The 13,000-nt window shown below is 69.9% G+C and carries 5 protein-coding genes and 4 pseudogenes; 6 read left to right on the plus strand and 3 right to left on the minus strand.

The features are described 5' to 3' along the window. Nucleotides 1–30 precede the first annotated feature (30 nt). The 4 genes from IPN02_04325 to IPN02_04340 all read left to right on the plus strand — a co-directional run bounded on the left by IPN02_04325 (nt 31) and on the right by IPN02_04340 (nt 7,546). Entirely contained in the window at nt 31–3,723 is a 3,693-nt protein-coding gene (locus IPN02_04325) for a hydantoinase B/oxoprolinase family protein (GenBank protein MBK9296097.1), read from the plus strand. A gap of 271 nt (nt 3,724–3,994) precedes the next feature. After that, nucleotides 3,995–4,780 carry an SDR family NAD(P)-dependent oxidoreductase gene (locus IPN02_04330; GenBank protein ID MBK9296098.1) on the plus strand — a complete coding sequence of 262 codons (786 nt, stop codon included), beginning with the start codon at nt 3,995–3,997 and terminating at the stop codon, nt 4,778–4,780. A gap of 102 nt (nt 4,781–4,882) precedes the next feature. Next, entirely contained in the window at nt 4,883–6,253 is a 1,371-nt protein-coding gene (locus IPN02_04335) for a DUF3048 domain-containing protein (protein ID MBK9296099.1), read from the plus strand. A 3-nt stretch (nt 6,254–6,256) separates the two neighbouring features. Then, nucleotides 6,257–7,546 carry a DUF3048 domain-containing protein gene (locus tag IPN02_04340; protein ID MBK9296100.1) on the plus strand — a complete coding sequence of 430 codons (1,290 nt, stop codon included), beginning with the start codon at nt 6,257–6,259 and terminating at the stop codon, nt 7,544–7,546. A gap of 6 nt (nt 7,547–7,552) precedes the next feature. Here IPN02_04340 and IPN02_04345 read toward each other — a convergent pair whose 3' ends face one another. The 3 genes and pseudogenes from IPN02_04345 to IPN02_04355 form a co-directional block, all read right to left on the minus strand. Further along, entirely contained in the window at nt 7,553–8,230 is a 678-nt protein-coding gene (locus IPN02_04345; GenBank protein MBK9296101.1) for an HAD family hydrolase, read from the minus strand. Nucleotides 8,231–8,233: 3 nt separating this feature from the next. After that, a pseudogene (locus IPN02_04350) lies at nt 8,234–8,696 on the minus strand (SRPBCC family protein). 72 nt (nt 8,697–8,768) lie between these two features. Continuing rightward, nucleotides 8,769–9,669 (minus strand): annotated as a pseudogene (locus IPN02_04355) (TIGR01777 family protein). Nucleotides 9,670–9,969: 300 nt separating this feature from the next. Here IPN02_04355 and lpdA point away from each other — a divergent pair. Both lpdA and IPN02_04365 read left to right on the plus strand, forming a co-directional pair. After that, nucleotides 9,970–11,411 (plus strand): annotated as a pseudogene (lpdA, locus tag IPN02_04360) (dihydrolipoyl dehydrogenase). 63 nt (nt 11,412–11,474) lie between these two features. After that, nucleotides 11,475–12,997 (plus strand): annotated as a pseudogene (locus tag IPN02_04365) (2-oxo acid dehydrogenase subunit E2). Nucleotides 12,998–13,000 lie beyond the last annotated feature (3 nt).

Here is a 13,000-nt window from a genome sequence, read left to right on the forward strand (position 1 = left end):
CGGCGCGTCCTCGGCAGTAGCTTCGGAGGCGTGGCGGAACGGTCGGCGTGGCACATCGGGGTGGATACCGGCGGCACGTTCACCGACCTGGTTGGACCCGACGGGTCGATCGTCAAGCTGCCGTCGACGCCGGCCGATCCTGGCGCTGCCATCCGGGAGGGCGTCGAGCGCCTGCGAGCCGAAGCGTTCGCCCGTGGCGACCTCAGGGCGGACCCCGGCAATCCGGCGCCCCTGCACCTGGCCCACGGCACCACGGTGGCCACCAACGCGGTGCTCGAGGGCACGCTGGCCCGGGTGGCCCAGCTCGGCACGTCCGGGTTTGCCGACCTGATCGAGATCGGCCGACAGAACCGCCCCTCCCTGGCCGACCACTTCGCCGACCGGCCTCCGCCCCTGGTCGCCCGACGCGACCGCTTGGACGTCGCCGAACGCCTGTCACCGACCGGCGAGGTGGAGCTCGCCCCGGAGGTCGCAGCGCTGCCCGACATCCCAGGTGGCGTCGAGGCGCTCGCCGTGTGCCTCCTACACTCCGACCTGAACCCGAAACATGAGGAACTGGTCGCTCAGGCCTACCGGGAGGCGGGCTGGGACGTCACCGCCAGCCACGAGCTGTCGCCGCTGTTCCGAGAGTACGAGCGGGCCTCCACCACCGTGATGAACGCCGCGTTGCGACCCCGGGTGCGTCGCTACCTGGAAGGGCTGGCGCCGTTGGCCGAACGGTTGTGGGTGATGACGTCGGCGGGAGGCCTGTGGCCGTTGGGCGACGCGGCCGCCGCCCCCGCCGGGCTGGCGCTGTCCGGACCGGCAGGCGGGGTTCGGGCTGCAGCGGTGGTGGCGAGCGCCTGTGGGTTCCCCGATGCGATCTCCTTCGACATGGGTGGCACCTCGACCGACGTCTGCCTCATCCTCGACGGCGACCCGGCGCCTGCGGTCGACCGCGACCTCGTCGGCTACCCGGTGCGGATGCCGTCATTGGATGTGGTCACCGTCGGGGCGGGGGGAGGGTCGATCGTGTCGACCGACGCCGGCGGAGCGGTCACGGTCGGCCCCCGGTCGGCCGGCGCACAGCCGGGCCCGGTCGCCTACGGACGAGGTGGCATCGAGCCGACGGTGACCGACGCCAACGTGGTGCTGGGCCGCATCCCCGCTCAGGGTCACGGTGCGCTGGGCTCGCTCGACGGCGGGGGAGCCTCCCAGGCGTTTGCCCGGGAGGGCATCGAAGCCGAAGGGGCCCTGGCGGTGGTCACGGCCAACATGGAGGGCGCGCTGCGCAGCGTCAGCGTGGCCCGCGGTGTCGACCCGTCTGGTTTGGCCCTGGTCGCCTTCGGTGGCGCCGGGCCGTTGCATGCCTGTGACCTGGCCCGATTGTTGGGCATGGCGGCGGTCATCGTGCCGCCGCTCGCTGGGGTGTTGTCGGCGGTTGGCATCGTGGGCGCTCCCGAGCGTCACGACCTGACTCATTCGTGGCCGACCCCTCACGACCACGACGGGCTCGCCGAGGCGAGGCGCGCCCTGGAGGACCGGGTTCGAGCCGAGTTCGAGCACGATTCCGGTGCGACCGACCGTGCCGAAGTCGACCGTGCCGAGGTTGACGATGGTGAAGCCGACCGTCCCATCGAGGTTGCCTCGGTGCTGTCGTGTCGGTACGCCGGGCAGGGCCACGAGATCGAGGTCGACGACGTCCAACGCTTCGGGACCGTCCACGAGGAGCGCAACGGCTTTTCGCTGCCGCAGACCCCGGTGGAGGTCATCGCCCTCCGGGCCTTCGGCGAGCGGCGATCGCCGGTCGGCCCGATCGAGCTGCTGGAGCGTGCCGATGCGGTCAGCGATCAGGTGGTGTCCGGCCCGGTGTCGGTGCCGGCCGCTGATCACACCGTCTGGATCCCTGAAGGCTGGACCGGTCGGCCCGGCCCCCTGGGCGCGCTGGTCATCACCGAGGACACAGCGGATGCTGCGGTGACAGCGGATGCTGCGGTGACAGCGGATGGGAGTATCGGTGCGGATGCTGGCGTGGCTGCCGACACTGATGCCGGCCCTAGCGGCTCGGCTCCGGAGGCCGGCAATCGATGGCACGGCAGCCTCGACAGTGCGGCGTTGGCGGTGCTGTTGGCACGGCTCGCCGGGGTGGCCGACGAGGCCGGTGCCGTGCTGCGGCGGGCCGCGTTCAGCCCCAACATCAAGGAGCGCGCCGACTGTTCGGTGGCGCTGTTCACCGCAGCCGGTGAGCTGCTGGTGCAGGCCGAGCACATCCCGGTTCACCTCGGGTCGATGCCGGCGGCGGTGGCGGCGGTGATCGACGCTCTGGGCCCGCTGCCCCCGGGCACCCAGGCGGTGGTCAACGACCCGTTCGCCGGTGGCACCCACCTGAACGACCTGACGCTGGTTGCTCCCGTCTACGTTGCAGGGCCCGCCGGGGCCACCACCTCCGAGGGGGTTCGGGCGGGGGTGGTCGGTGACACCTCGATGACCGGCGATGCCGACGCAACGCTGGTCGGCTGGGTGGCGACGCGGGCCCACCACGCCGATGTCGGTGGTGCGGCACCGGGCTCGTTGCCCGCCGAGGCCACTCACATCGCCCAGGAGGGGCTGCGCATCCCGCCGATGGTGTTCACCTCCGAGGTGGCCCGCCTCATCTCGGCCAACAGTCGTACCCCGGAGGAGCGCCGGGGTGACCTCGACGCCCAGGTCGGCGCCAACCGCGTGGCGGCCAGGCGCCTGGCGGTCATCGTCGAGGAGCTGGGCGGCGCGGCCGTGGCGGCTCGTGCCTTCGAGGAGGTGCTCGACCACGGTGAGCGCACGGTGGCCGCCGCTTTGGCGGCGGCGCCCCTGGGGGAGTGGAGCTACGACGACGTGATGGACTCGTCCGGGCCGGCGCCGTCGCAGCGCAGACCGGTGCCGGTGAGGGTGCGGCTCCGTTTGGATGGCTCCAGCGCCACGTTCGACTATTCGCAATGCGGTGCCTCGGCGCCGGGCAACGTCTGGGCGCCGAAGGCGGTCACGGTCTCGGCGACGTTCTGGGCCCTGCGGTCGATTCTCGATCCGACCCTCCCCGCCAACGGCGGCACGCTCCGCCGGCTGCAGGTGATCACCCGTCCCGGCACGGTGACCGATGCGCTGGCGCCAACTGCGGTCGGGGCGGGCAACGTCGAGGTGAGCCAGCGGGTGGCCGACGTGGCGCTGGGTGCGCTGGCCGGTGCATTCCCCGATCGGGTTCCCGCCGACTCTCAGGGGACGATGAACAGCATCCTGTTGGGCGGCGACGGCTGGGTGAGCTACGAGACGGTCGGTGGCGGACAGGGCGGTCGACCGGTGGCCGATGGCGCCAAGGCTCGACCCGGCATGTCCGGTGTGCACACGGCGATGACCAACACGCTGAACACGCCTGTGGAAGCAACCGAGCGGGCGTTGGGCGTGCGGGTGCGGCGCTACCGCCTGCGCCGGGGGAGTGGGGGAACCGGGCTCGCTGCGGGCGGCGAGGGCATCGAGCGTGAGCTGGAGGTGCTCGAGCCGGTCACCGTGTCGCTGATCTGCGAGCGACGAGAGGTGGCGCCCCACGGCAGGGCGGGCGGAGGTGACGGGGCCGTGGGCGAGAACTGGCTGTTGCCCGGCGGCGACGAGGCGCAGGCCCGACGGCTCCCCGGCAAGTGCACCCTGCAGCTCGAAACCGGTGACGTGATCCGCATGCTCACCCCCGGGGGCGCCGGCTGGGGCTCGCCCGCCTAAACAGCCAACTCGGGAGTGGGGTGGCCCGTCAGGCGGTCGTTTGGGCTCCCCGGTCCGCAGCCCGCTTGCAACTCGGGAGTGGGGTGGCCCGTCTGGCGGTCGTTTGGGCTCCCCGGTTCGCAGCCCGCTTGCAACTCGGGAGTGGGGTGGCCCGTCTGGCGGTTGTTTGGGCTCCCCGGTTCGGTGGGTTTGGGGTCGAGCCGGGCGTCCGGGGGCGACCGTCGGAGGCCTCAATCTGCGCGCGGGCGGCCTCGCTCCCTACGATGTTCGAATGCTTGACATCAACGGAGCTTCCGCACTCGTGACCGGTGGGGCCTCTGGCCTCGGAGAGGCCACCGCCAAGGCGCTGGCCGACAAGGGCGCCAAGGTCGTCGTCTGCGACCTGGACCGCCAGGCCGAGGCCGGCGAGGCGCTGGCCAAGGAGATCGGTGGCGTCTATGTCGCCACCGACGTGACCGACACCGACCAGATCATCGCCGCCGTCGAGGCCGCCAAGGAGCTCGGCCCCGTCCGGGCGCTGGTGAACTGTGCCGGCATCGGCTGGGCCACCCGCACCATCGGGCGCGACGGCGAGTACAGCTCGGCCCACGACCTCGACATCTTCAAGAAGGTGATCGAGATCAACCTGATCGGCAGCTTCGACGCCATCCGCTTGGCGGCGACGGCGATGAGCCAGACCGAGCCCAACGAGTCCGGCGAGCGTGGCGCCATCGTCAACACCGCCTCGGTGGCGGCGTTCGATGGCCAGATCGGCCAGGCCTCCTACTCCGCCTCCAAGGGCGGCGTCGTCGGCATGACCCTGCCGGTTGCACGCGACCTGTCCGCCTCGGGTATTCGCATCAACACGATCGCCCCCGGTCTGTTCGACACCCCGATCTACGGCACCGGCGAGGCCTCCGAGCAGTTCAAGGAGAAGCTGGCGGCCAACCTGCTGTTCCCCAAGCGCCTCGGCTTCTCGTCCGAGTTCGCTTCGCTCGCCGTCGAGATGATCACCAACTCGTACTTCAACGCCGAGACGGTGCGCCTCGACGCCGGCACCCGGATGCAGCCCAAGTAGTAGCGGGACCAGCGATACGCCGGCCCGGCCCCCTCGCATTCGTTCATTCCAATGCCAGGGTGGTCGGGCTAGCATCCACTAGTCCGACCTAGGAGGTTCAGGGTGGCGCTGCCAGACTTCATCGCCAAGCTTCCTAAGGGTTTGGCGACAGCTGTCACCTCTCGGCGGGCGCTCGCGGCCAGCCCAGTGGTGGCGGTGGCACTGGTGGCAGGCATCGCCATGGCATCGAACCGCACCGACCCCGCCAAAGTGGAGACCCGAGACGACGTGGCCGTCCCGGCGCGACGTTTGGTCTCCACGTCCCAAGGCATGGGCGACGCCTTGGATGCAAAGGCCAAGGCCGATGCGGCCGCCAATGCCAAGAAGGCGAAGGTCGACGCCAAGGCGAAGGCCGATGCGCAGGTCTTTCCCCAGGACCAGGGCCCGGTCGACCCGGTGCCGACAGCCCCGCCAGGCGAATCCGATCAACTGCGTGCGCCCGAGCCCGGCCAGCCGACCCCTGTCGACCTCACCGCGGGGCTGATCGGCCCGGTGCCGCCGGTCGCCTGGCCGGAGGGCTGTCGCTGCGCCCCGCTCACCGGTCTGGGGGTCGACTCACCATTCGGTCAGGGCGGGCCGGCGTTGGCGGTCAAGGTGTCCAATGCCCCAAAAGCGTACCCACAGACCGGGCTGCACATGGCCGACCTGATCTACGAGGAACCAGCCCACCAAATCGGGGATGCCAGTCGCTTTCTGGCGGTGTATCACTCCCGGAATGTCGACACGATCGGCGCCGTCCGGTCGGCGCGCAGCGGCGACCTGCCACTGCTGGCGCCGCTGGGGCGCCCGATCCTGGCCTACGCGGGAGCCAACGAGGGCGTGCAGGCCAGGGTTGACCTGCGCCAGCAGGAGGGATGGCTGGTTCACGCCCAAGAGAACCAGGACGGCTCGCCCCAGTTTTTCCGAACGTCCCCCAAAGCGACCGACTACAACCTGTTCGTCAGCCGCAACAACCTGGTGCAGAAGTACGCCCCCTACACCTACCCGCCCAACCCCCAGTTTGCGTTCCTCGCGGATGGACAGCAGAACGCCGGAGCCACACCCGCTCGCCGCGTCGACCTGCAGGTGGCCGGCCAGCGATCGGGCTTTGTCTTCGACGACGCGTCAAAGCAGTGGGTGCGCTTCCAGTCCGGGCGGCCCCATATCAACAAGACCGACGGCTCCCAGATCGGTCGCAGCTCCGTGATCGTGATGACCACCGCCTACCAGCAGTCTTTCGGAAGCCTGGAAGCGGTCACGTACCCCACGCAGCCGGGCGTCGCGGCCTCCGGACAGGTGTGGGTGCTGACCGGACAGACCGTCACCCAAGGCAGCTGGAGCCGAGGCGCAGATACGGCAACGTTCCAGATGAACGACCTCAACGGGCGTCCGATCGGCCTGCAGCGAGGCCCGATCTACGTCGGTTTGGTCACCACGGCCCCCACCGTCACGTAGCCAGTGATCGATCGCCTTCGCTCGACGGTGGGCGACACGATGGGTCGACTGTGGGCGGCCGTCCGCTCGATGTCACCCCGGCAACTGGCCTTCCTTACACCGATCGTCGTCGTCGCTGCGGTGGCCGGGGTGCTGGTCCTGCGCACGGGCGATGATTCCACCGTCTCGACCAATGACGAGACGCCCATCGCTCGTCGACGCATCGTGTCGACGTCCAAGGGCGTCAGCGGTACCTCGAAGAAGGCTTCGGCGCCGTCGAGCGTCCCGGAGGAGGTCACGTCGACCACCCAGGCCGTCGCGCCCGTCACAGACGTCGAGGTGGTGCCGATCGGAACGGATTCCGGCGGCAAGGCGGGGCCCCAGCTGTTGCCGGTGTTGCCGCCCGAGCCGTGGCCCCAGGGGTGCTGTGCTCCGCTGACCAACCTGGGCTTCGACTCGCCGGAGGGCGCTGCCGGGCCGGCGGTCGCGGTGAAGGTGTCCAACGCCCCCGAGGTCGATCCTCATACCAACCTGCATCGTGCCGACCTGATCTACGAGCTCCGCGCCGAGGATGTCAGCCGGTTCATCGCCGTGTACCACTCCCGGGCGGCCGACGTGATCGGGCCGATCCGATCGGGGCGCACCGCCGATCCGCCGATCATCAAGAGCCTGGGCCGGCCGATGCTGGTGTTCTCGGGCGGTAACGACTACGTGATGGCGATGATGGAGGCCCGGGAGACGGACGGCACGTTGGTGCGCATGCTCAACCGCAACGCGGTCGGCTCCTTCTTCCGCAGCGACGACCGACAGCAGCCGCACAACTTTTACGGTCACCGCCCGGGCTGGATCGCCGCGCGTGGCGCAGAGGCCCTGCCACCGAGGAGGCAGACCGACTTTTTTGGTGCCGGCGCCGGGGTGAACACGGTGAGTGGGCAACCGGTGAAGGTGTCGGTCGACATCGGCCAGTCGCACTCGTGGTGGCAGTGGGACGACACCTCCCAGATGTGGCTTCGCTTCCAGCACGGCCGCCCCCACATCGACAAGGACACCGGCTACCAGATCGGGCGCACCTCGGTGGTGATCCTGGGCACCGGGTACCCACCGTCGCCGGCCGACGACCGGTCGCCCGAGGCGGCGTCCACTGGCGGAGGCGAAGCGTGGGTGATGACCGGCCGGGACTACATCCACGGCACCTGGTCCCGCGCCAACCCGGACGACACCTGGCACCTGACCGACGATGCCGGCAACCCGATCGCTCTGAAATCGGGCCCGGTGTACATCGGCCTGACCGACGTCAAGCCGGTGATCGAGTAGCCGCCGTCACCCGGTGATGCGGACACCCCGGCGATCGCCCGATTTGCGCGGTGGACGTCCGCAGCGATGGGCGTGATCGGCCGCCGCCAACAACTCGTCGTCGCCCGTCGAGTCGCCATACGCCCACAGCTCGATGCTGGAGCGGTCCAGTCCTGCCCCGGCCAGCCAGCCGTCGAGGCGCACCACCTTCTCGGGGCCCCGGCAGTTGGGTCCGATCATGGCGCCGGTCAGCAGGCCGTCAGCGTCGACGACGAGCTCGACGGCTTCGACCCCGTCCAGGCCGAGCTCGTCGGCCAAGGGTCGTAGGTAGACGCCCAGCGAGGCGGACACGAGCACCACCCGGTCGCCGCGTTGCTGATGCCAGCGCACCCGCTCGAGGCCGTCGGGACGCAGCCTGGGCAACAGCCGTGCTGCGTAGCGCGTGCCGGCCGCCGCCACGTCCACCGCCGGGCGGCCGGTCATCACGCGCCGCAGCACGATCGTTTTGGCCGCGTCGCGACTGCGGCCTCGGCCGCGCACCAGCTCGGCGCCGGAGCCGCCCAGCAGCGACGCCATCGCCCGTCGGCCGGCCAGGCCGACGAGGAACGGCACGAGGGTGTCTCGCACGCTGAGCGTGCCGTCGAAGTCGAAGGCGGCCACCCCGGGCCGGTCGGCCGGGTCGGTGCCGGCGCTCGGTAAACTCACCGGCTAGCCCTTGGTGGCCCCGTCTTCGGTGACCTCGGCCAGGCGCTCCAGCGTGGCGGCCATGTTCTTCTCGTGACGCTCCGGCCACTTCATCAGGGTGATGTAGGCCTTCACCGGCACGCCCGACCAGTCGAACGTCTCGGTCACCAGGGTGCCGCCGTCGACGGGCCTCGAGCTCGTAGCGCCAGATGTGGCGGCCGAAGTGTCGCCACGCAATGAGGCGGCCCTCCTCGAACTCCACCACCGTGTTCTTGATCCGGTAGGGCAACCCGAGGCGCATGTCCATGGAGAACTTGGCGCCGGGGGACAGGCGCAGCTGCTGGCCGTCGCGGCTGTCCTTCACCGTGCCGGAGCCATCGATCTCGGAGTGGCGGGCCGGATGGGCCAATACGTCGAAGATCTCTTCAGGGCTGGCGTCGATCTGTCGCGACACCGAAACCTGGTCCTTGGCTGTCTTCTCGACCATCATGTTTCCGTCCTGCCCGGCGGGAGCTTCCCGGCCCGGCGCTCCCAGTTTGGACGATGGCGCCCCGCCGTCCTAGCGGTCCCCGTCGATCAGGCTGCGCAGCCCGGCCTCCAGGTCGCTATGGGCAAAGCGGTAGCCGGTCCGCTCGAGCACGCCGTCGTCGATCCGCTGGCTGGTCTTCAGCAGCGACTCGGCCAGCTCCGAGCCGAACAGCACCTTCGGTCCGATGAGCGGGATGATGAACGTCGGCCGGTGCAACACCTTGCCCAACGCGGACGCGTAGTCGGCGTTGGTCACCGGGTTTGGGGGCCACCAGGTTGACTGCGCCGGTCACCTCGGGTGTGTCCAAAGCGTGGATGATCGAGCCCACCTCATCGTCGATCGTGATCCAGCTGACCCATTGGGTGCCGGGCAGCACCTTGCCGCCCAGCCCCATCTTGAAGGGCAACAGCTGCTTCTGCAGCGCGCCACCCTGGGTCGACTGCACGATGCCGGTGCGCAGGTGGACGGTGCGGATCCCCGCGGCCTCGGCGGGAGCGGTCGACGCTTCCCAGGCAACGCAGATGTTGGCGAGGAAGTCCGACCCCGCCGGCGAGGTCTCATCCACCAGTTGCTGGCCGGTATCGCCGTAGTAGCCGATCGCCGACGCCGACAGCAGCGTGGCCGGTGGGCGGGCCAGCCCGGCGAGCGTTTCGGCGATCAACGTGGTGCCCTCGGTGCGGCTGTTGAGCAGCTTGGCCTTCTGATCGTCGGTCCAGCGCTTGTCGGCGATCGGCTCACCCGCCAGGTGGATGACGGCATCGAGGCCTTCGAGCGCACCGGCGTCGATCCTGCCGTAGGAGGGCGACCAGTAGGCGGCGTCGGGGTCGCCCTTGGCCTTATCGGCCGACCGGGTCAGCGACAGCACCCGATCGCCCCGATCGGTCAACGCCTTGCTCAGAGCGGTGCCGATAAGCCCGCCGGATCCGGTGATCGCAATATCCATCCGCCTAGTCAACCGCCGTCGAGGTTCAGCTGCCGAACCGACCGCTGACTAACCTGCCTCGGCGTGAGCACCAAGCGTTTGATCATCGCCGCCGTCATCTGCGGGGTCCTGATTGTGGCGGCGTTCGTCACCCAGGTGGTCATGGCGACCGGCAACACCTGAGCCCGTTCGGCCGGCTGGCGACCGTCCTTTCGATGGAGCGGGCGACGACCGGCCGGTGTCGGCGTCACACCGGGGTAGTCTCGGATGGGCACCGGGGCCGAACGGCGCGGTGGTGAGGAGATCGGCGTGAGCAACGCTTCGCAGCAGGGGTCAGGGTCGCAGCAGGGCGCCGACGATTTTGATGTGGTGATCATCGGTGGAGGCCCCGGGGGCTACGGCGCTGCGCTCTACGGCGCCAGCGCCGGTCTGCGGATCGCCATGGTGGAGAAGGAGAAGGTCGGTGGCACCTGCCTGCACCGCGGGTGCATCCCGGCCAAGGAACTGCTCGAGACCGCCCACGTCCATCAGACCGTGCTCGGCGCCGGGACCTTTGGTATCACCACCGATGCTCCCGAGGTCGACTGGTCGGTGACCCAGAGCCGCAAGCAGAAGGTTGTCGATCAGCTGCACAAGGGGCTGTCCGGGCTGATCAAGCAGCGCAAGATCGAAACCGTCGCCGGGACCGGTCGCCTCGAATCCGACCATTCGGTCACCGTTGAACTGTCCGACGGCGGCACCCGCACCCTGAAGGGCGACGCCGTCATCCTGGCCACCGGGTCCGTGCCACGCACCATCCCCGGCTTCGAGCCCGACGGTTCGGTCGTGTGCACCTCCGACGAGTTCCTGGAGCTGGCCAATCTGCCCCGTCGCGCCGTCGTCATCGGCGGCGGTGCCATCGGCTGCGAGTTCGCCTCGACCCTGGCCGACATGGGCGCAGACGTGACCATTCTCGAAGCGCTGCCCAAAATCCTGCCCGGCCTGGACGAGGACGTCGCCAAGCAGGTGTTGCGGGCGTTCAAGAAGAAGAAGATCGACGTGCGCCGGGGTGAAGGTCACCGGCCACGAGCCGGACGGTTCGGGTGCCACCACCGTCAGCTTCGGCGACGGCGAGACGATCGAGACCGATCTGGTCGTCGTCTCGGTCGGCCGCCGGCCCTACACCGACTCGCTGGTCGACGACGGCGCCGGAGTCGACCTCGACGACCGCGGATTCGTCACCGTCGACGAGCTGCGCCGGACGAGTGCCGACGGGGTGTGGTCGATCGGCGACTGCATCGCCACGCCCCAGCTGGCCCACGTCGGCTTCGCCGAAGGCATCTGCGCCATCGGCGACATCCTCGGTGAGCACCCCGTGCCGGTCGACTACCACGCTGTTCCCTGGGCGATCTACTGCAAGCCGGAGGTGGCCTTCGCCGGATACTCCGAGGAGGCGGCCAAGGAGGCCGGCTTCGACGTCGTCGTGTCGAGCAGCCGCTACATGGGCAACAGCCGCGCACAGATCATCGGCGAGACAGATGGTCTGGTGAAGATCATCGCCGAGGATCAAGGCGACGGCACCGGCGGTCGCGTGCTCGGAGTTCACATGGTCGGCCCGTGGGTCACCGAACAGCTCGGCCAGGGGTACCTGGCGGTCAACTGGGGAGGCGACCGTGGACGAGATCGCCCACTACCTCGAGACCCACCCCAGCCTGTCGGAGCTCTTCGGCGAGACGGTGATGACCCTCACAGGCCGCGGCCTCCACGGGTAGCGCCCCGTCCCCAGATCAACGAATTCGCCATCACACCGTTCGCACATCACAGGAGCAGCAACCATGTCCGACGTCACCATGCCCCAGCTGGGCGAGTCCGTCACCGAAGGAACGATCACCCGCTGGTTCAAGCAACCCGGTGACGAGGTGGCCGAGGACGAAGTGTTGCTGGAGGTGTCGACCGACAAGGTCGACACCGAGGTGCCCTCCCCGATCGCCGGCACGGTGCAGGAGTTGCGCGCCGCCGAGGGTGACACGGTCGATGTCGGCACGGTGATCGCCGTCGTCGGCGAGGGAGCGGCGCCCAGCGCGTCCGACGAGGACGCCGGCAGCGGCGAAGAAGAGGCGCCCGCCGAGCCCGAGGTGGCGCAGGCCAGCGAGCCGGAGCCAGAACCTCAGCCGGAGGACCAGGCCGAAGCCGAAGAGACCCCGGTTGATGAGGCTGCTCAGCCCGAGGACGAGCCGAAGGAAGAGCCCCAGCAGGCGGCACCCAGCGGCGAGGCCAAGCCGGAGAGTTCGGCGGCCGAGGCGAGCGACAGTGGCGTGCTGTTGTCGCCGCTCGTTCGTCGGCTGCTGGACGGGGCCGACCTCGACGCCTCCGAGGTGACCGGTACCGGCCCCGGGGGGCGCATCACCCGCGAGGACGCGGTCAACGCCATCGAGGCCCGCGGTCAGGGTGCGCCAGCCTCCGCACCCCCCGCACAGGCGCCCAGCGCTCCGGCCGCGCGGCTGCACAGCCCGCCCGCGCCCAGGCTCCGCCAGCGGCACCTCAGGCCCCGGCGTTCGCCCTCGGTGCGCCCGCTTCGCCCGCCCCGGCCCCGCAGAGCCAGCCTCAGTCGTCGGTGCCCACCCCGGCGCCCGTCACGCTCAGCGCGGACGACACCGAGGTTCCGTTCACCAACATCCGTCGCCGCACCGGCGATCACATGGTGGCGTCCAAGGCCACCTCTCCCCACGCCATCACCGCCGTCGAGGTGGACTTCGAGGGCGTGGAGACGGCCCGCAGCCTGTTCGGCGCCGACTTCAAGGCGACCGAGGGCTACAGCCTCACCTACCTGCCGTTCATCGCCCGGGCGGCGGTCGACGCCATCGAGGAGTTCCCCTACATCAACGCCTCGGTCGACGAGAACGGTTTGGTCGTTCACCGCAACGTCAACCTGTCGGTGGCGGTCGATCTCAACTTCGAGGGGCTCCTGGCCCCCGTGGTGCGTCATGCCTCCGACAAGCGTCTGCGGGCGATCGCCCGTGACATCGCCGACCTGGCCGGCCGGGCCCGCACCAAGGCGCTCGGCCCGGACGATCTGGTGGGCGGCACGTTCACGCTGTCTAACTCGGGCAGCTTCGGCACGCTGTTTGTGGCGCCGATCATCAACCAGCCCCAGGTGGCGATCCTCTCGACCGACGGCATCACCCGCCGCCCGGTGGCGATCACCGACGAGCGGGGCCACGAGTCGATCGCCATCCATTCCGTGGGCAACCTCACCATGTCCTGGGATCACCGGGCATTCGACGGCGGCTACGCCGCCGCCTTCCTCGCCCGCATGAAGGAGATCCTCCAAACCCGCGACTGGACGGGCGAGCTGTGAGCG

The sequence above is a fragment of the Candidatus Microthrix subdominans genome, assembly GCA_016719385.1.
Lineage (GTDB): Bacteria > Actinomycetota > Acidimicrobiia > Acidimicrobiales > Microtrichaceae > Microthrix > Microthrix subdominans.